A 20,953-nucleotide genomic window follows, 5' to 3' on the forward strand; every position below is an offset into this window, starting at 1 on the left:
ACTCTTTTAAGAGGAGCCTGTCATGCTTATAATCCTCACTTTTTGTCAAAGCTAAAGTGTATCAATTAACGTTAGAGGGTTTTCATATGAAAGGTGTAGGAACAATTAGTATTTTACATGTTATTTTTTTATCCATGACTGTCATTGGCTTAAAAAATCACGTGACAATTATTCCCCCACTACTTGATGTTGCAGGAAGGGACGGATGGATCTCTGTACTAATGGCCTCAGCTATTATATTCTTTTGGCTATTTCTTTTAGTTTATATACAAAAAAAGACAAATCAGGAGCCAATCAGGGACTGGTTAGATGAAAAAATCGGAAAAACAGGCTCAACAATTATTATTTATAGTATCGCTATATTTTTATTCATCCTCAGTGCTTTTACGATGGTTGAAACACTGCAATGGGTAAACACAACATTTTTACCCCAAACTCCAGTCATTATGTTATTACTCATATATACGGTTCTTTGTATTTTACTCGTTACAACAAGTTTACAAACCATTGCTATTTTAAATGTCTTTGTATTATTCGGTGTAGTAGTCTTTGGCTTTTTTGTCGCATTTACAAATCTACAGGTAAAAGAATACGAGTTATTACGCCCATTTTTTGAGCACGGATTCACCCCTGTTATGAAAGGGATGATTTATCCAGCTTCAGGATTTATTGAACTATTAATGCTTTTATTTTTACAACATCAATTTAAAGAGCGTATTCGTTGGTATCATTTTGGCATCATGCTTTTCATTTTAATGGGACTTACTTTAGGTCCGCTGATCGGTGCAATTACAGAATTTGGTCCAACTGAAGCAGCAAAGCAAAGATATCCTGCTTACGAGGAATGGGGATTAGTATCGATTGGTCGCTATATTGAGCATCTTGACTTTTTCTCTATTTATCAATGGCTTACTGGAACATTTATACGAGTTGGCTTCTTTTTATATGTAATAGCGGATTTACTGAAAATGACTGGGGATCCAAAACGAATATGGAAAATGCTAGCTCCCCCCTTCTTTCTACTTTGTTTGCCGTTAATTATTTTAAATGAAAACATATTTTTGAAAGTGAAAGGGAACTATATATTAACAGCTACTTTTATTTTCTTTTTTCTTTTATCCATTTTTTTCGTACTAGTAGCTTTCTTTTCAAATAAATCTTCTAAAAAAGGGAAACCTGAAAAACAAGAAATGGAAAGTGGTGAGTTATAATGCCTCAGCAGGAGAAGGCTATAGACCTAAACACCTTAAAAAAACTATTTCAAAAATCAGCAGATATTCAATTTCAGGAATATACATTTAATCAACAAAAGGTTCAATTCATAACTTGTGATGCAATGATAGACCAACACCTGCTCAATGAAGTCATTATTAGGCGTATCCAATTTCTTTATGATCATTTAGCTGATACATCTTTTGAAGAAAATATTACAAATCAACTTCATATCCCGACTCTTCAAAAAGTCAAAGATAAAGAAGAAGCTATTACCTTTGTATACACTGGTTTCTTATTACTTTACTTTGAGGAAGAAGAACTTTTATATGCTAGTAATATCGCTAAAAAGCCTAATCGAAATCCGGAAGAGACGAGAATGGAAGTTCTTGTTAAGGGACCTAGAGATAATTTTATTGAAGATATTCGCGTCAACATTGCACTATTGCGCAAACGTTTACCAACGAATTCGTTTTGTGTAGAAAAAATGGAAGTAGGTAAACGTTCAAAAACAACCGTGGCCATTCTTTATTTCGATGATATTGTCGATATGGATATTTTACATGGAATAAAAAAACAACTAGCATCTGTAGATACAGATATTGTCTTTAGCGGGGATATACTAATGGAGCGGATTAACAAAAACTCTAAGCTTTTCCCGAAATTTGATTATACTGGACGGCCCGATTATGCTATTCAGTCACTAATTAGAGGACGCTTTCTCATTCTCGTTGATGGTGTAGCATATGCCGTCGTCACACCTGTAAATTTATTTTTACTGCTGAAATCTGCAGAGGATAATGAATATCCTGTCATTTTCAGTTCTGTTGAACGACTTTTGAGGATCTTAGGGATTTTAATTGGGTTACTGTTGCCCGCATTTTGGCTCTCGCTAACGACTTATCACCAAAATCAACTACCATTTCAGCTCTTAGCAACAGTTGTCCAAGCAAAAACAGGGCTACCTCTCCCCTCCTCTCTCGAAATGTTACTAATGCTATTAATGTTTGAATTGTTTCGTGAAGCTGGCTTACGTCTGCCTTCTGTTATTGGAGGGACGATAAGCGTTGTTGGCGGTTTAATTATTGGTGATGCAGCCATTCGCGCAGGTGTGACAAGTCCAGAAATGATTGTAGTTATTGCTATCTCTACAATTGCAACATTTACACTTGTAAACCAATCTCTTGTCACAACCATCAGTATATTGCGTGTTGCTTTCATTCTTGCCAGTGCATTTTTTGGTTTATTTGGATTTTTTATATCCCTTTACCTTACACTTCTTTACTTATGTAATATCCGAATCTATGGTTACTCTTACATGAATCTTGCCACAGATTTAAATTGGTCAACTATTAAAAAATCGATCTTCCGCTTATCTGCAAAAAGTTACACTGAGCGTAATAAAGCACTTGCACCTCAAGATTACACTCGTACCGCTGAAACCAAGGAGAAGAAATGAAGAAAAAAAGGCAATAAGAAATATCCCCTCAAATGAGCATATCTATTTGAGAGGATATTTCAATTTAAGTAATGCCATTTTTAGTTTAATTCAACATACTCCTGCATGGATGGCTCCCCTTGTCCTTTACGAAACTGAATATGATGAAGCTTAGCGAAAATGCCATTTTGTGCAACAAGCTCATCATAAGTTCCATCTTCTTCAATTCCATTTGGTGTCACTACTAGGACTCGATCAGCATTGCGGATGGTTGCCAGTCGATGGGCTATAACTAGGGTTGTTCGATTTTCAGCAAGCTCAGTTAATGACTGTTGGATAATCATCTCTGTTTCTGTATCCAAAGCAGAGGTTGCTTCGTCTAATATTAAAATCGGTGGGTTTTTTAGGAACATTCGAGCAATGGCAATTCGTTGCTTTTGTCCACCGGAAAGCTTTAAACCACGCTCCCCGATTTGCGTCTCATAGCCATTTGGAAGCTCTGCGATAAATGCCTCTAAATGTGCCCTTTTAGCCGCCTCACGAATTTCTTCCTCACTAGCACCTAATTTTCCATAAGCAATATTTTCTCGAATAGTCCCTGTAAATAAAAAGACATCCTGCTGTACGATACCAATTTGCGAACGTAATGAAGCCTGTGTCATATTTCGCACATCAATCCCATCAATCGTAATGGCACCGCTACTTACTTCATAGAACCTTGGAATTAAAGAACAAATCGTTGTTTTACCAGCTCCGGATGAACCAACAAATGCAATCGTTTGTCCAGCAAGTACGTCAAAGGAAATATCCGTTAACACCGTTTTGGATGTGTCATAATTAAAGTGAACATTGTTAAATGAAATATCTCCGTAAAGATGTTGAACTGCCTTTGCCCCTTCACGATCCAGGATTTCTGGTTCCTGTTCTATTAATTCACGGAAGCGTTTAAAGCCTGCCATCCCCTTTGGATAAAGCTCTAGCAATGCACTAATTTTATCGATTGGTTTAATTAGAACATTTGTATATAAAACAAAGCTAACTAGCTCACCGTAAGATAGTTTGCCACTAAAGCTTAGCCATGACCCCACAACAAGCACAACTAACGTTAACAAACGTGTCATCATATAAATACTGGAGTGCGTTCCTGCCATAATTTTATAAGCATACAATTTGGCAGAGCGGAATAAGCCGTTTTGCTCCTTAAAGCGTTCAATTTCAAAAGCTTCATTTGTAAAGGATTTGACCACGCGTACGCCAGATACACTATCCTCTACACGACCATTCACATCAGCGATTTTCCCATACATTGTTTTCCATGCATTGTTCATTTTAATATTGCTAAATGTAACAAGCCATGTTAAAAACGGCACCATTATTGCGGCAATTAACGCTAATGTTGGATTAACATTAAACATAATAGCAAAGGCCCCGACAAATGTCATAATCGCAATAAATAAATCCTCCGGTCCATGATGGGCAAACTCGCCGATATCAAATAAATCATTTGTAATACGGCTCATAATATGACCTGTTTTCGTATTATCAAAAAAACGGAATGATTGACGCTGAACATGTGTAAATAACTCTTGTCGCATATCTGTCTCGATGTTAATACCTAGTTTATGTCCTAAATAGTTGACAATAAAGTTAAGGATTGTGCTAATTACATAAACAAGTAATAATAGCACACTTACTTTGACAATCATGCCCCAGTCACCTGTAGGTAATAACTCGTCAATAAACCACTGAACAGCTAGAGGAAAAGCGAGTTCTAAAATTGCTACAATGATCGCACTCGAAAAATCGATCACAAATAATCGTTTATGTGGTTTGTAATATGAAAAAAACTTTCTATACATGTATGTCTCCTCTCTATGCTGCTAATATTTTCGCATCTCTCCAATAGTACCACTTGTTTAAACTGTTCGGTAAAGGATTTTTTCACTTTATTTTCACATTTTTATTTGCAATGGATTAGAAACATGTTATAATCCATGTATAAAGAATTGAATAGCTTTTGACAATTTTGTCAAAGGGGAGTAGCTAGCAGATGTAAATGAAACATCTGATTTCACATTCGTCATTACATGGTCATATGCCATCGGGTGTGAAGGCATTTTTTGTCGTACACGATATTTTTCTGTGCAACTAACAGTTAATTGCTTAGCAAGACCTTTGCCTATTTTTTAGGCAGAGGTCTTTTTATTTTGCCTAAAATGCAAAGAATACGTTAAAAGCAGCACATTCATTTCTGTTCGAAGTACAAAGGAGGAAACAAATTTGGAGGCAATTTTATTAGAGTACGCATGGGTACTCATCGTATTAATTGTACTAGAAGGTTTATTAGCTGCTGATAATGCAGTTGTTATGGCCGTTATGGTAAAACATTTACCTAAGGAACAACAGCAAAAAGCACTATTATATGGTTTAATAGGAGCATTTATTTTCCGCTTTGCTGCACTATTCCTTATTACAACGCTCGTTAATTTCTGGCAAATTCAAGCTCTTGGTGCTGCATACTTATTATTCATGTCAGGTAAGCATATTTATGATTCACGGAAGGCTGTACAAAACCCCGAAGAAATTCAAGAGCCTAAAAAACAATCTGGCTTCTGGATGACTGTTATGAAAGTTGAGCTTGCCGACATCGCCTTTGCGGTAGATTCAATTTTAGCAGCGGTTGCTATTGCAGTAACGCTACCACATGTCGGAGATTTTGATATTGGCGGCATTAATGTTGGTCAATTCTCAGTGATGTTCTTAGGTGGTATTATTGGTGTTATCATGATGCGTTTTGCGGCTCGTTGGTTCGTGCAAGTTCTTGATAAATTCCCATCACTTGAAACAGCTGCCTTCCTAATCGTAGGCTGGGTTGGTGTAAAGCTGGCTGTTCTAGCATTAGCACACGAAAAACTAGCTATAATTCCACATGATTTTCCACACTCAACAACGTGGAAGCTTATTTTCTGGACTGTATTAATTGGTATTGCCCTTGGTGGATACTTAGTTGGCGTGAAAAACCAAAAGAAAAATGCAAAATAATTAATCAAAAATTCGCCTAGACATACCATCTTGGCGAATTTTCGATTTTATACAATTTCTCAGAGGATTCCCTATCACCCTGCCAAAAAACTGGCTAGTCCAGATCCGTCATGATTGTTTCCACAAACCGAAGAAGCTGTGGATGACATTTGTTAAAATATACGCCCTGTATATTAGTTGATTGGAGTGGCGGCTGGGCGACTCCTTGGGGATTAGCGAAAGAGGAACGAAGGCTAAGAACATCACGTCCTGTGATAACGCCTTCGGACCAACATCCTGCCGCTACGTTAGCACTAAGCTTTCGCGCAAAAAACATCTGTTGCCCCAAGCGGCTCATCGGACGCCCCCAGGAAGCTCTGCTCTGCGCGAAAGCGCAGCGTCAGCAACAAATGTTGTATCTGTGCGAAAGCGAAGCGGCAGCAACAAAGCGCCCAGTCGGAACGGAAATCAACCACACGTAATGAGCCAAATTTTTATAAATTTGAATCTTTTTAGAAACTGGTTCGTATAATTATAGATAATTATTTTACAAAAGAAAGGATTTTTCAACATGGCATATGCTAACCGCAATCATAACTTGAACAAAATTTTGAAACACTTTGCCTTTATGTGGGTGTTAACAGTAATCGGGATGTACATCGCAACATTTTTACCCCCTGCTATTATCATGCCGATATCCATTATTACAATTGTGCTTCTTATCATTGCCTGCTTTGTGCGAAGTCTGAAACTCGCTAATTCCATTATGTATACGATCCCCTTCTTAATGGGGATTACACTATTTTGGACAACACAATTTTTCATTGCAGAGCTAGGACAACAGCTTGTGTTACTTGTTTTCGTAGCGACCGTAGCCATCTTCATTGTGCTAGCACTTGTTGGTATGATGATGAATAAAGACATTTCCAATTGGGGAAGCTATTTATTCACCGTATTAATCGTTGTACTCGTATTTTCTCTAGTTTTTATGTTTATCCCTGTAAGCAATATGGTTGGACTGATTATAGCGGGAGTAACTGTACTACTATTTAGTCTCTATACAGTTTATGACTTTAACCGAATCCGACATAATCACGTTTCAGATGATGAAGTCGTTGGTATGGCCTTAAATCTTTACTTAGATTTTATTAATTTATTTACTAATCTATTAGAAGTAATTTGGCGATTAAAAAATGAATTTGAATAAAATTGAAGATTTCTTCAGTGGGGTTGGGGTTCGCTTCATCCCCCACTGGATAGAAGGACACAAACATTTCCAATGAAAGTATTTGTGTGACCGACATCCTGTTGCCCCTCACCAATCGGGCTTTTACAAGCAGTTAACTTCCCATCTTTCTCCTTAATTTTGAGGTAGGAATCTTACTACGGGATTTTTTAATTGAGAACAAATATCATTTGTATAACCCCCTACCTTCGTTGTATACTATAAGACATCAACAGGTATTTACTACTAAGGGAGGAAAACTTTTATGTTATCTGAAAAACTACACACAGCACTAAACGAACAAATGAATTTTGAATTTTTCTCAGCGCACGCCTATATGGCAATGGCAGCATACTGTACAGACCAAGATTATGATGGCTTTGCCAACTTCTTTTTAGTACAGGCTGAAGAAGAGCGCTTCCATGCTATGAAATTTTATAATTTTCTAAGTGATATGGGCTACCGCGCAACAATCCACGGCTATGATAGCCCTGAAAATAATTTTGATTCGATTCTACATGCTTTTAAATCTGCTCTTTCACACGAAAAAGAAGTGACTCGCCGCATTTACAATTTATCCGATATCGCTTTAGATGAACGTGAGCATGCAACAATGGCTTTCTTAAAATGGTTCATAGACGAGCAAGTAGAAGAAGAATCAACGTTCGATACGTTAATTCGTAAAATTGAACGCATTCAAAGTGATTCCAACGCAATCTTTATGCTTGATGCTGAATTAGCTAGCCGTACTTTTTCACCAGATGCTGAAGCATAAAATTTATATTTAATTAAAAAAGAATCTGCCGTATGAGCAGATTCTTTTTTGACTATTTCAATGGAATTTCAACCGTTTGAGTTCCATCTAAAAAGTTTTCATAATGGGTGAAATAAATGCGGACTGGATTGGCAACTTCCTTTATGTCATATGTTTCTGTTTGTTCGATTATGTTTTCATCAGGTCTATGGAAACTTGTTGAATTACTGTAAACAGTTTCGCCATTTGCATCAATTGCTGTGCCAAGTAAACTGATATTTTTATCTTTATAAGAAGTTGGAACATTTATTGTTACCATTCGCTTATTAACTTGAACCTTTAAGCCCGGGAGTGGTGGTTTGGATAGTACTTTCTTTTGCTTAAAATCTACTTCTATAAAATCCTGTCCTTTTGGCAATGCTTTTACTTTACCAATGGATAAGGTCAACTTTTTGGGCTCTCTAAAATAATTACTTTGCATAAAGACCGTTTCTTCTTCATCTATAAGATTACCTGTAGCTGTTAAGCCATTACTGATTGTCGTCCACTCCTCCCCTTTTTCATCCAATAGACGTATGTCATCAAATCCTAAAATACGCATTTCATTATTTGGATCAAGAACGATTGTAATACCTGTACGAAGTGGTGAAATAGAAACGGACTTGACGATGATATGCTGTTCTTCAAAGCTCATTTTTTCATTCAATTCATAGATCTTCGTTTTCGCAATTGGCTTTTTAAGTAAAAATGGAATCGTAAATTCTGTTTGTTTTTCATCATCAAATTGTATATTTAATTCAAATTTGGCATTGTCATAACTAATAGGATCCTTAAATGTAGCCTCAAGTTTTTCTTCAATCAAAAATGTTTCCTTTTCGTCATACCCGCTGTAACTCATTCCTGCAGGTAATACCCTACCATTTTGGCGGAGCTCTATTTCCTTGATTTTTAAATGACGAACATCAAACGGTGCGGAAAATGTATAAGGTAAAATCATACCTGTTTCATCAGCAATAACCCCTAGTAGTGTAAAAGTTAAACCATTTTTCGTTTGTGACAATCCTAGTTCCTCATAATAGTTATTATGGAGTATATCTTCGACACCTTTATCGTACGTGATCATCTGAACTAGTGGAGCAAAGCCTGGGATTTTTGCGATGGCACTAGCAAAAGCTGGAGATATACGAATGGACGTTACAAATAGCAATAGTAATGCACAAGTAACAACGATGCCCTGCCATTTACGTTGTCGATTACGCTTCTCTTTTTGAAAGCGTATGATACTTTTTATGTACGACTCTTCTAATTGTTCATGCGGAATGTCAATTTGTTCCAACTCTTTGACGAAAGTATCATAATCATGCTTTTTTACCTGTTTCATCTACAGCTCTCCCTTCTCCATAAAATAGAGTTTTAACTTTTTCAATGCCCCATGCAACCTCGATTTCACTGTTCCTTCTGGAATATTTTGAAGTGCAGCAATATCTTGATTTTTATAGTCTTGAAAATATTTCAAAAAAATTAGCTCCTGTTGCTCTTTTGGTAGCTTTGTAATGATATCAGTCATTTCAAAACGCTCATGATTCGATGCAGTGTTACCGATATCTATGTTCTCCTGTAAATCTAGACGCTTACTTTTTTCCCGCATATCATGACAAATATTGAGTAAAATTCGGACAAGCCACGTACCAAAATAAGCTGGTTCTTTTACGGTATGTATCTTTTTTAAGCTACGGTATGTTGCTTCTTGCACTGCTTCAATGGCATCATGTTCATTCTTTAAATAGGCGAATGCCATACGGTACATTGTCTGTTCATATTGATTAAGTAATTGTAAAAATGCTAGTTCGTCTCCAGCCATCGCACGCTTTACCAATGCTTGTTCATCCAACACATTCACTCCCTTCTATTTATTAGACAAACGAGCTGACACTTTCGTTCATTTTATTTTCTTTTAATGCAAATAAAAATGCGAAGTTCTTCTCAAAAAGAAAACATATCCCAAAAAACACGGATATGCTTCATCAACAAGTTTTTTATTCATTCACAGTTTACTTTCGTCGCTCATATGGCTTTGCTACTTCGCTAGCTTTAAAATTATAAACGGGTGTAATCACTTTTAATATATCAGCAGTTTCCTCGAGAACAGATGTAATTTCTGACATCGGCTTATAAGCCATTGGCGCTTCATCCAACGTTTCTTCGTTTACGGATGTTGTCCAGATACCTCGCATCGTTTCTTTAAAATCTTCCATGTTTAGCGCTTCTTTTGCAGCACGTCGAGAATACATACGTCCCGCTCCATGTGGTGCCGAGTAATTCCATTCTACATTCCCTTTCCCTATACAAATAAGTGAGCCATCTCGCATATTCATAGGAATAACCAGCTTCTCTCCTTTATTTGCTCGAACGGCTCCTTTTCTTAACGTCATTGTTTCCGTATCAATATAGTTATGGATCGTATCAAACGTTTCGTTAAAGTGCCAGTTCATATGCTTCGCAATTGTTTCAGCAATTGTCCAACGATTCATCCGAGCATACTGCTGAGCAATTTTCATATCGTGAATATAATCATGGAAATACTCACCCTCTAAATACGCCAAATCTTTTGGTACAATAGGATTTTGCTCTTTATAAGCTTGAATCATCGCTTGAATTTCTTTTTCCCGCCCCTGATTTTTCAGTTCGCCTATTTTTTCTTTTAAATCTTCTCGTTGCAATGTTTCATAGGCTCTTTTTTGATGCCAATTTGCTACCTTAGCTCCGACATAACGCGAGCCAGTATGGATAAGTAAATAATGTGTGCCGGCTTCGTCTTTTGCAAGCTCTATAAAATGATTGCCTCCCCCAAGTGTACCTAGTGATAAATTCGTATAGTCATCCTTTAAGCCACTCGCTACAAACTGTTTTCCTTCGAATTCTACAAAATGTCGGGCAGGCGATACTTCCTGATGGATATCCTGTCCGCTTGGTATATGTGCTCGAATTGTAGCATCAAGTTTAGAAAAATCTATACCCGTCTCATTTAACTCAGCTACAAATACACCGCAACCTACATCAATACCTACAAGGTTAGGCACTACACGATTCTGAAGCTGAATCGTTGTGCCAATAACACAGCCCTTCCCTGCATGATAATCTGGCATAATCCGTACTTTTGTTCCTTCCATAAAGGCTTGATTTGCCAATTCTTTAATTTGATCGATAGCCGATTGTAATGCTGTATTAGAATAAATTTTCACTTCCGTAAAACGTCCGTTAATTTGAATCATTTTAATCCCTCCTTCTATTTATACGAAAAAATACCATATTTTGTTTCATCCCTCATCATAAAAAATGCCCTAAAAGTTTAAATTACTTTTAGGACATTTCCTTTTACAGTCTATTCTTCATATTGGATATCTAATTTTTTCGGAATTTCTGGTATATCGTTTGATTTTACATCTGCTTCTACTAAAGCTAACGTATGTAACGGATATTTTTGCTGAGCTTCAAAAGGAATTGCCGTACTTTCCATTTTTTTGTTCATTTGACTACGTGCAAGTAAACCATTATTTGTTAAGTCAATGCTCACTAAACTGTTTATTGTTTCTTTTAGCATTTCAATATCCTTTGTTCTAAGGGGCATTTGCTCGTCCATTAAAAATGGTTGAACCTTTTCTTTAATATAGCCCTGTGCCTCAATCAAACAAGAAAATTCATTTAATTTGTTAGCGTATAATTGTAATTGGTGCTTTTCTCTTGAACGTTGTTGATTAAGTTCTTGCACTTTTTGCTCAATACGTGCCAAACGGTTTCTCGATAAATCCATTAGATGACTTTGTATGGATTGAATGGACTGAAGAATCAATGTCTCCGTTTCGTGTACTTTTTCAAAATGTGCAATACATAGTTCTTGCTGCTCATTTAACTTGTCGACACGTTCCTTGAAAAAGTCATTTTGTGTATGCTGACCAAAGATAGCCTTGATCAGACCTTTTCCATGAATTTTTTTATGTTGTGCGTCCAATCGATCATATTCACGCATATATTCGCTCTGCATATTGCGGTATTCCCGTACCTTTAGTTGATAATAAATAGCCTTTTCTGTAAAGCTTTCCACAATTTCATCTTGTAAATAATCATTTTGTGAAATGGTTTGTAAAAGCTGGTATAATGTTTGAACATTTTTAAATACATTGGCAACCTGTTCGTATTCTTGCTCATATTCAGTCACAATCGTTAAATCACGTTGATAGCGTGAAAATTCATATTGTGTATCGCCTGCGTACTTTTCAATGTTCTCAACAGCAGATTGGAAAGGATCTCTTTGTGGAATAACAGTTAATTCGAAGCGGAATCGTTCAAGCCATTGTAAAAAGCGAATTAAAATGGCATACGTTTTCTTATCACTATTTTCTGCAACTCGTTGAATTTCTGTAATTAAATGCTCGTACTGGCTTTTTTGCCAAAGTTCATCACTGTTAGTCTGTTTAGCTTCAAGTGCTTCTGTTGCAGAGATAGCAACAAAATTACTTGTTAAATGGCCAAACCGCTCTCTCTCTGAATTGATAAACATCTCCGTATTTTCATTTGAATCAATACCATTGATGACACAAAGAGGCTCAACACCTTTGTTTTTTAAGGTCTCCATCAATAATATTTCTGGATAAATAGCCATTGAACCTGAGCGTAATACCCAAAAGATTTCGTCAACACGGTTCATCAACGCTTCTGAGAAATAGGCCATTTCTCCTCCCCCTGCCTCCAATGAAACAGAATCTATGATTGTAACTGATTTTAATAAATCATTTTTCAAATATACTTCTAGGTAATCTAAATGCTCGCGTAGTATTTCAGATGCAAAAGTATCGCCAGTAGTCAATAATTCTAGCTTACTCATATCGAATGTGGCTACAACGCCATCTAAAAAATACGCTTTTATTTCTTCATTTTCACCGTAACGCAAGAATGTATTTACACCTGTAGAATGCTGATCACTAACAGACAAAACTTGACGTCCTAGCAGTCCATTCACTAGTGTTGTTTTTCCAACACGCTCTTTCCCGACAAGAAGAATCATCGTTTCGTTGTTAGCATCTTGAATGATACGGTTTAAGTGTTTAGCTGTATCTTTCACATATGTATTTTGTACAATAATGCCATGTAATTGGCGTAAATGATCCACAAACTGTGGCAAAATATTATTCGCTGAGGTCGTATTTTCAATTGGCAGATTGTCAATGTTCGTCATCCTCATAACCTCTTTTCGTATGTATATATATTCATTATAAATGAAACTAGCCCTTCTCTAATACATAGTACTTAGAATTAATAATAAAAAAGGATAATTTACTTACTTTCAGTTGTCACAAATAGGAGTTCATACTTATACTATTAAACCTATAATCTCAAATATTATTCCCCACTAAGACTAAAAGAAATACTATATATATAACTATTATAAATTAAATAGGAGAGTTAGTCTTTCAGCACCTACTCTCCTGCTCTATTTTATTAAAGTGACTTTTATACTATAAATCTGTCATTGTACTTTATTCTTCTCCAGCCATACGTGCGTAAACGGCTTCAAGTGTTGGCATCCCGCTTTGGGCACCGTATTTCTCTACAGATAAAGAAGCGGCAAGATTTGCGAAGTACACGGCCTGATCCAAAGATTGTCCTTCTACTAATGCATAAGCGAGTGCACCGTTAAACGTATCCCCTGCGCCAGTCGTATCTACTGCATTTGTCATAAAACCTGGAACATGTATTGGATATTCGCCATCAAAATAGCGTGCTCCATTACTACCTAACGTAATAATCATTTTATTAGGATATTTTTCTAATAGTTGATCAAAATGATCGCCAAACAATTGCTTACACTCCGTTTCATTTGGTGTGATATAAGTGATATCATCCATCCACTGCACATCAAAATTAGCCGCTGGTGCTGGGTTTAATAAAACAGGTACATTAGCTTCTTTACATAATTTTATTGCATACGCAGTCGTTTCCATTGGGATTTCTAGCTGCATAATGACCATCTGACTTTTTTGAATGATTTCTTTCGCTGCCTCTATATGGTCAGGCTTTAATTCATAATTAGCGCCAGGTACGACAATGATGCGGTTATCATTATTGTAGATTAGAATATTAGCTATCCCAGTAGGTACTGAAGTGCTTGCAATCGCTTCTGTTTGAATGTGCTCTTGCTGTAAAACAGTGCGCAATGTTTCACCAAAACTATCAGAGCCTACACACCCTATCATTGCGATTTCACTTCCAAGACGTGCAGCAGCAACTGCCTGATTAGCCCCTTTTCCTCCTGGCATTGTTTGAAAATCTTTACCAAGGATTGTTTCACCCTGCTTTGGAAAAGCTTCCATTTGTACAACTAAATCCATATTTAAGCTACCTATAACTGTAATCATCTGTTGACCTACTTTCTTTTTATTTTTCCATTCTAACCGAGAAAACAGTAGAAAGACAGGATCATTTACATTTGATCATTACGATGAGGTATTTAGCTTCTCATCTGATATTCTCCAGCTTTTTTAATGGGACCCATATATTTTTACCTATAAAATAGTAAGCTGTCTTGAAAGAAGTCTACAATAAAAGTGAAGTTAATTATTTCGATACACCTATTTTCAATTTATAGTTTTCCCAATAAACCTTTCCTTGCCTCTAATTCAATTCTTCGATCACAATCTTCACAGGAAAATTTCCCTTGCATATTTTGTTTATACAGTCTGTATTTCTTTGATCCTTCTACCACTTCAAATGTTTTCTTACAAAAAATACAATGAAGCGAATAACTAATCATAATGTTTCCTCCTTCAAACCTATGTGGATTTTTTTGGAATATAGCACAAAGCATAATGAAACCGAAAATATGATACTTATAATACCTAAAATAATTGCAGTCATTTGAAGCGTAAATAATTCTGCAAACAAACCTAATAGAAACGTAAAGGTAATTTGTAAAATATTTTGAAATATATTTGAAATACTACCGAATCTCCCCATCATTTCTGGCGGTACATTTTGCTGATAAAATGTTTCATAACCTGTATTACTAAATGCCATAAAAAAGCCTAGAAAAATAAAACTTACACATGCCAATATACTTGATGTCGAAGCATAAAAGGCTGTATAAAACACCATTGTCAAGAACAAGCCAAAAGCCATATATGAACGGGTGGACCATTTCTTCGCAAAGCTTGCAGCAACCAATCCACCTAAAATCGCTCCTGCTCCTGCAATACTCACAAAAGCTCCATATATGCTATCCGATAAAGCTAAATCTTGTTTTATAAATGTCGCTTCTTGAGAATCAAGCGCAAATGCAATCATTAACGCACTTTGGAACAATAAATAAATCGTAATAAATAACGGATTTTGTCGGATGAAAGCCACTACAGTTACATAATCACTTTTTAATATTTGCCAAGTAATACGTTGCCTCTTCGAAGTTTCCTTCACATCATCTACATTAGGTAATAAGTAAATAATTATCGCACATACAAAAAATGTAAAGCTATTGAACCAAATTGTAACTGTTGTATTAAAAAGCATGATGAGAAGACCCGCTAGTGCTGGACCTACTAAAAACGAACCTGAATTGAACGTGCCAAGTATTGCATTGAATCGTTGTCTATCTTCTGAGGGAATAAATTTTGTAATATAATATGTACTACTAGGTCCAAAGAAACTACTCGCCATATTTGCTAAAAACAACAGCGCATAGATGAGCCAAATAGATTCCATAAACGGCATACAAAAAACGATAACACCTCGTATCATATCAGTTGTAATCATCAACTTGCGTTTATTCATACGATCAATGAAAGAGCCTGCGACCAAGTTGGTTAAAACTCTAGCGATAGGACCGACAATAAAGATCCCGGCCATCGCTGCAGGTGATTGTGTTAAATGCCATACAAATAAATTAAGTGCAACGAGGTAAATCCAGTTCCCTAAATTGGAAAAACCTAAGCCCCCAATTAACAGACTGTATTTTCGAATGATATTCATGATAAGTTCCCCCTTTCAAAATAACTAGCCTCATCATCATCCGAATCGTTTCACTGCCCCCCTACTAAACAATCCATTTATTCCCTCATAAATATATTATCAAAATATTTCATTAATTTGTTGTGTATTTTTACAAAACATTAACTTATCAATTATACCTCGACAGAATTGTGTCCGGAGGCATTAGGGCAACAGATGTTTTTTGTGCGAAAGCGCAGTGTTAACGTAGCGACAGCAACACGTTTTTTCTGTGCGAAAGCGAAGCGACAGCAACACCAACACGATGTTAGCAGGTGTGTTGATTGACCATTTTTATCCATCCCAATAACTAGAAGGCTCCGCATTAATGAGCTTTGATTATTCAGTGTTCGGGTGTGCTTTGAACGATATCCCCCTTCACATCCCTTGAAGTAGGAGTCTTCTGTCGGGAAATAAAAAAACGATAAAAAGACCGAAGACATCATCAAGTATGTCTTCAGTCTAAAGGAAATCGCATCAACGATTAATAGGCAATACGTTTTGCTTCGTAAGCAGCGATTTGTTCTTCGTATTTAAAGGTTAGGGCGATTTCATCCCAACCATTTAACAGTGTTTCTTTATAGTAAGGGTCGATGCTAAAATGATACACTACCCCATCTTCACATGTTACTGTTTGTGCCTCAAGATTGACTTCCACCATGTACGGTTTTTCTAAGCCCTTAGCTAATATTTCATCACACTCTGCTTCTGTTAACTTAATTGGTAATATCCCATTTTTGAAACAGTTATTATGGAAAATATCTGCAAATGATGGTGCAATCACTACATTGTAGCCGTAATCTAAGATTGCCCACGGTGCATGTTCACGAGAAGAACCACAGCCGAAGTTATCTTGTGCTACTAAAATTTTGGAGTCTTTAAATTCAGGTTTATTTAACACAAAGTCCTTGATTTCATTACCATCTGCATCAAAACGCCAATGGTAAAATAAAAACTGTCCAAAACCTGTACGCTCAATACGTTTTAAAAACTCTTTCGAAATAATTTGGTCTGTATCAACATTTTTACGATCAAGTGGTGTTATCACACTATTTACGATATTAATTGGTTCCATTTTCAATCATCCTTTCTGTGCTAATCAATTTCGCCTTGGCGTAATTGCGTCCTGGATTTTGAATTGTGCTTAGGCCTGCACGAGGCAGGTCAGTTAGCCGTTTTCGCAGGATGCGAAGGTTTAGGCTAACATCCTTATTTTGGCCCCTTTCAAAATCCGTGACATCTGCCAAAGGCTTTATCTTCATCCAGTCTTATTTTTGTATTTGGTAACCTACTGAATAGAAATTACAATCGTAATAATCTCACCACAAATATGAGGTGCCTTCTGAATGAAGATAAAAATTACACAGTTTCCTTTACGAATTCACGAACATCCACAAAGTGACCAGCAATTGCTGCCGCCGCTGCCATTGGCGGTGATACTAAGTGTGTACGAGAACCAGCTCCTTGACGGCCTTCAAAGTTACGGTTTGATGTTGATGCACAGCGTTCACCAGCTGGTACTACATCATCATTCATTGCTAAACACATGGAGCAACCTGTCTCACGCCATTCAAAGCCTGCATCTGTAAAGATTTTATCTAATCCTTCTGCTTCTGCTTGTTTTTTCGTCGAATGTGAACCTGGTACAACGATAGCTGTTACATTCTCATGCACCTTACGTCCTTTGATGATATTCGCTGCTGCACGTAAATCACTGATGCGTGAGTTTGTGCAAGATCCGATAAATACGTGTTGGATATCGATGGAAGTTAATGGTTGACCTTCCTCTAAGCCCATGTAGGCAAGTGCTTTACGAAGAGCGGCTTTATCTGACTCATCTTCATAATCTGCCTGTGTTGGAACATTACTTGAAACACCTGAACCCATTGACGGATTTGTTCCCCAAGTAATGATTGGTTCAATTTCTTCTGCTTGAATGATTCGAACTGTATCATATGTTGCGTCTTCATCGGATGCTAAACTTAACCAATAATCTGCTGCTTCCTCAAACTTTTCTCCTTGTGGTGCATGTTTACGTCCACGGATATAGTCAACAGTCGTTTGGTCAGGGGAAATTAGCCCTGCCTTTGCACCTGCTTCAATCGACATGTTACAAATTGTCATCCGTTCTTCCATAGATAGCTTGTGGATAGCCTCTCCAGTGAATTCCACAATATGTCCTGTGCCGACACCGATACCGAATTTAGAAATAATCGCTAAAATAATATCTTTGGCCGCTACCCCTACAGAGAGCTCACCTTCTACACGAATTTCCATTGTTTTTGGCTTGTTCTGCCATAACGTTTGCGTTGACAATACATGTTCTACCTCGGAAGTACCAATACCGAAGGCAATCGCTCCAAAAGCACCGTGTGTAGAAGTATGGGAGTCACCACAGACAATCGTTTTACCAGGTTGAGTTAAACCTAGCTCTGGTCCAATTACGTGAACGATTCCTTGGTCAGGATGCCCCATCCCTGCAAGCTCAACGCCAAACTCTTCAGCGTTTTTTGCCAACGTTTCGATTTGGTTTCGTGCAATTGGATCATGGATTGTTGGTAGATTTTTTGTAGGCACGTTATGATCCATTGTCGCAAAGCTTAATTCTGGACGACGCACTTTACGTCCGTTCATTCGTAAACCTTCAAAGGCTTGCGGAGAAGTTACTTCATGAATTAAATGGAGATCAATATATAACAGGTCCGGTTTGCCCTCTTCCTGATAAACGACATGTTTATCCCAAATCTTTTCAATTATATTTTTGCCGATACGAAAAACATATACATTTCTTAAAAAATGTAGACATCTCTACTGTGACACAACTTATATCTTTTGACATTCGTTTTGTGTCTTCCTTATTCACCGAGCCTGGTTTCGCCGAAGCTACTGCCATTTTGTATGACTCTCCAAAGGCTTAAATTCCGCAGTATCGTTGCGTACACATCCAAGGCTTAGTTTCAGTTAAGCTCCTTAGATTGAATAATTTGCTAAGTTAATGCTTGTGTTCAAATCTCTATCCAACTTTAATCCTCAAGAGCAGATAAATAATCTGTCTTTCAGTCTCAAATCGGATTTGATTTGTCCACAACTAGAACAAGTTTTTGATGATGGTAACCATCTGTCGGTTTCAACAAATTCAATTCCGTATTTTTTACATTGCCTTCGCCAGATGTTTATTTTTCATCAACCCTTTTACCTTTAAATGTTCCATTACAATACGAGATGGCTTGGTTTTCACAATCTCATTAGAACACTGATGTAAATGATTTGTTCGAATGTCGTTAAGTCGCTTATAAAAATTAAGGATTTCAGCGTTTAGCAAATTTCCCAATGGACATTAATTCCATGTGCACCACCTCTCTTTCACTAAGATAAAATACTTTACCCTATTTAGAGAGGTTGTTAACATTTTTATAGTTGTATATATTTTTCTTGTTCACACAAAGGCGCAACCCTTCATGCAGTCTTTCTCTCACGAGTAGACCTCTTATGCTTTCACATAAGCGCAGACTATATCTTCATCTTATCTTTTAATAAGAGCCACATTTTTCTTCCGCCATTCGCTTGCGGTTTTACTCTCCCTCAAGGAGATAGTCGTTGAACGTCTTCCTTGTCTCATTAGAGATTTAGGAGTTCGCTGCTAAACATCCATTGCCAAAGCACTTAGCGCCACCGTTTTCCGTTGTCACGATGATCCTTTACGGACACTGAGTAATTTTTTTCAGCTTATGCCATCCTTGTTGTTTTTTCTGCTTTCGCACCGTTACGTCTGCCGTTTCCAGCTCCGCTTTGGTCACAAGGCTTTAGGAGTTAAAAGCAATTAACGTGGAGTTCGCACCAATCGCTTGATACGAAGGGTATTCTGTTATCAATCTATGCTTCTATACAGATTTGTATAGCTTTGTCTAAATTTGTCGTAACAGTTTAGTTACCCATCATCTTCACCTATTTCCTAAATGTATGTTGTCATAATGCTTTCCGAAACAAAGCTAGTATCAATCTCATTCATTACTTTATCTGTCCATTCGTTTGTAGATAGTATACGATCGCCATCTCGTGCAAGATCTGCAGTGAAATAGCCATCATCAAATACTGCACTGACAGCACGTTCAATTTCTGCAGCCTCTTCTTTTAAGCCAAATGAATATTGTAGCATCATGGCAACTGAAAGAATGGTTGCTGCTGGATTTGCTACACCTTGGCCAGCAATTTCTGGTGCGGAGCCATGTACTGGTTCATATAGACCAAAATTATCACCCCGAATAGATGCAGATGGTAATACACCTAAAGAACCTGTAATAACCGATGCTTCATCACTTAAAATATCTCCAAACATATTTTCAGTAACTACTACATCATAATGACAAGGATTTGTAATTAATTTCATCGCAACGGAGTCTACTAAATTGTGCTCCACTTGCACATCCGGATAATCTTTTTTCTTCGCTTCTACAACTTCGCGCCATAAACGACTTGTTTCAAGTACATTTGCTTTATCAACAGAGCATAATTTGCCTCCACGTAAACGTGCTAATTCAAAGGCATTTTCAACGATACGCTCAACTTCTGCAGTTGAGTAAACCGTTGTATCAATCGCGCCATTCTCAGTACGCATACGTGGTTCCCCGAAGTATACGCCGCCTGTTAGTTCACGTACAATCATTAAATCGACGTTTTCGGCTACTTCACGTTTTAATGGTGAAGCATCTAGTAAACTCGGGAACGCCTTTACTGGACGTAGATTTGCGAATAAGTCAAAGTGCTTGCGAATACGTAATAATCCTTTTTCTGGACGTAATTCAGGTGGGTTATGGTCCCATTTCGGCCCACCAACAGCTCCCAGTAAAATAGCGTCACTATTTTCACACATCTCGATTGTTTCATCTGGCAGTGGATTATTGTGTTGGTCGATGGCAGCGCCCCCGATTGTTGCATAACCTAAATGGAATGTATGGTTGAATCGCTTACCAATTACTTGTAATACACGAACAGCAGAAGCAACAACCTCTGGTCCTATTCCGTCACCAGGAAGTACTGTAATTTTTTTCTCCATCGTCAAAACACCTTTCTTTGTATAGCGTTGAATCCGCTATTTTAGTAAAGACTCTCACCTATATTTATAGATGAGAGTCATCAACTACGTCTTTGCGTAATTGAAATGCTTAAAATACACAACGGCCTAATTGCGTCTGGAATGTGAAGTACACTAATACCATTCACTACCATCTAAATCTGTGACATTTACCAGTTGCCTACTAATCAATTA

The 20,953-nt window shown here is 37.2% G+C and carries 18 protein-coding genes; 6 read left to right on the forward strand and 12 right to left on the reverse strand.

The features are described from left to right. Positions 1-86: 86 nt before the first annotated feature. Together AB9L17_RS14420 and AB9L17_RS14425 are read left to right on the forward strand one after the other, a co-directional pair. The gene (locus tag AB9L17_RS14420) at positions 87-1,211 is read left to right on the forward strand and encodes an endospore germination permease (RefSeq protein ID WP_068984627.1); all 1,125 of its coding nucleotides are present in this window, start codon (positions 87-89) and stop codon (positions 1,209-1,211) included. Beyond that, positions 1,211-2,671, forward strand: a complete 1,461-nt coding sequence (locus tag AB9L17_RS14425) for a spore germination protein (protein WP_068984628.1) — start codon at positions 1,211-1,213, stop codon at positions 2,669-2,671. Before AB9L17_RS14420 ends, AB9L17_RS14425 begins: the two co-directional genes overlap by 1 nt. An 80-nt stretch (positions 2,672-2,751) precedes the next feature. Here the strand turns inward: AB9L17_RS14425 and AB9L17_RS14430 are convergent, their stop codons facing one another. Next, positions 2,752-4,509: an ABC transporter ATP-binding protein gene (locus tag AB9L17_RS14430; RefSeq protein WP_375199298.1), complete on the reverse strand. Its 1,758-nt coding sequence runs from the start codon at positions 4,507-4,509 to the stop codon at positions 2,752-2,754. A gap of 421 nt (positions 4,510-4,930) precedes the next feature. On the opposite strand from AB9L17_RS14430, the gene AB9L17_RS14435 reads away from it, so the two are divergent. The 4 genes from AB9L17_RS14435 to AB9L17_RS14450 all read left to right on the forward strand — a co-directional run bounded on the left by AB9L17_RS14435 (position 4,931) and on the right by AB9L17_RS14450 (position 7,671). Further along, a complete protein-coding gene (locus AB9L17_RS14435; protein ID WP_375199299.1) occupies positions 4,931-5,692 on the forward strand; it encodes a TerC family protein in 762 nt (253 codons plus the stop codon). 149 nt (positions 5,693-5,841) lie between these two features. Then, on the forward strand, positions 5,842-6,153 hold the full coding sequence (locus AB9L17_RS14440) for a hypothetical protein (protein WP_375199300.1): 312 nt from the start codon (positions 5,842-5,844) through the stop codon (positions 6,151-6,153). An 89-nt stretch (positions 6,154-6,242) separates the two neighbouring features. Beyond that, entirely contained in the window at positions 6,243-6,878 is a 636-nt protein-coding gene (locus tag AB9L17_RS14445) for a Bax inhibitor-1/YccA family protein (RefSeq protein ID WP_223557073.1), read from the forward strand. A 283-nt stretch (positions 6,879-7,161) separates the two neighbouring features. Continuing rightward, on the forward strand, positions 7,162-7,671 hold the full coding sequence (locus tag AB9L17_RS14450) for a ferritin (protein WP_068984633.1): 510 nt from the start codon (positions 7,162-7,164) through the stop codon (positions 7,669-7,671). Between the two features lie 52 nt (positions 7,672-7,723). Here AB9L17_RS14450 and AB9L17_RS14455 read toward each other — a convergent pair whose 3' ends face one another. The 11 genes from AB9L17_RS14455 to leuB all read right to left on the reverse strand — a co-directional run bounded on the left by AB9L17_RS14455 (position 7,724) and on the right by leuB (position 20,740). Continuing rightward, complete coding sequence (locus AB9L17_RS14455) at positions 7,724-9,031, reverse strand: DUF4179 domain-containing protein (RefSeq protein ID WP_375199301.1); 1,308 nt, start codon at positions 9,029-9,031, stop codon at positions 7,724-7,726. Beyond that, the gene (locus tag AB9L17_RS14460; RefSeq protein ID WP_375199302.1) at positions 9,032-9,544 is read right to left on the reverse strand and encodes a sigma-70 family RNA polymerase sigma factor; all 513 of its coding nucleotides are present in this window, start codon (positions 9,542-9,544) and stop codon (positions 9,032-9,034) included. It abuts the gene before it with no gap. A gap of 157 nt (positions 9,545-9,701) precedes the next feature. Continuing rightward, a complete protein-coding gene (locus tag AB9L17_RS14465) occupies positions 9,702-10,922 on the reverse strand; it encodes an RtcB family protein (RefSeq protein WP_068984635.1) in 1,221 nt (406 codons plus the stop codon). 110 nt (positions 10,923-11,032) lie between these two features. Beyond that, positions 11,033-12,883 (reverse strand): GTP-binding protein, encoded by a 1,851-nt coding sequence (locus AB9L17_RS14470; RefSeq protein WP_223557061.1) that lies wholly within the window; start codon positions 12,881-12,883, stop codon positions 11,033-11,035. Between the two features lie 301 nt (positions 12,884-13,184). Further along, positions 13,185-14,063, reverse strand: coding sequence for a ribokinase (gene rbsK / locus AB9L17_RS14475; protein WP_375199303.1), 879 nt, complete (start codon positions 14,061-14,063; stop codon positions 13,185-13,187). 224 nt (positions 14,064-14,287) lie between these two features. Then, the gene (locus AB9L17_RS14480) at positions 14,288-14,458 is read right to left on the reverse strand and encodes a hypothetical protein (RefSeq protein WP_175401731.1); all 171 of its coding nucleotides are present in this window, start codon (positions 14,456-14,458) and stop codon (positions 14,288-14,290) included. Then, complete coding sequence (locus tag AB9L17_RS14485) at positions 14,455-15,669, reverse strand: MFS transporter (protein ID WP_223557059.1); 1,215 nt, start codon at positions 15,667-15,669, stop codon at positions 14,455-14,457. Before AB9L17_RS14485 ends, AB9L17_RS14480 begins: the two co-directional genes overlap by 4 nt. A 502-nt stretch (positions 15,670-16,171) precedes the next feature. Next, positions 16,172-16,762 carry a 3-isopropylmalate dehydratase small subunit gene (gene leuD / locus AB9L17_RS14490; protein WP_223557057.1) on the reverse strand — a complete coding sequence of 197 codons (591 nt, stop codon included), beginning with the start codon at positions 16,760-16,762 and terminating at the stop codon, positions 16,172-16,174. A 284-nt stretch (positions 16,763-17,046) separates the two neighbouring features. After that, entirely contained in the window at positions 17,047-18,456 is a 1,410-nt protein-coding gene (gene leuC / locus AB9L17_RS14495; protein ID WP_068984642.1) for a 3-isopropylmalate dehydratase large subunit, read from the reverse strand. A 261-nt stretch (positions 18,457-18,717) separates the two neighbouring features. Beyond that, a complete protein-coding gene (locus AB9L17_RS14500; RefSeq protein WP_375200798.1) occupies positions 18,718-18,864 on the reverse strand; it encodes a zinc ribbon domain-containing protein in 147 nt (48 codons plus the stop codon). 775 nt (positions 18,865-19,639) lie between these two features. Beyond that, positions 19,640-20,740, reverse strand: a complete 1,101-nt coding sequence (gene leuB / locus AB9L17_RS14505; protein WP_068984643.1) for a 3-isopropylmalate dehydrogenase — start codon at positions 20,738-20,740, stop codon at positions 19,640-19,642. Positions 20,741-20,953: the final 213 nt, after the last annotated feature.

Origin of the sequence: Lysinibacillus sp. RS11 (genome assembly GCF_042019215.1) — a bacterium.
GTDB classification, from domain to species: domain Bacteria; phylum Bacillota; class Bacilli; order Bacillales_A; family Planococcaceae; genus Lysinibacillus; species Lysinibacillus xylanilyticus_A.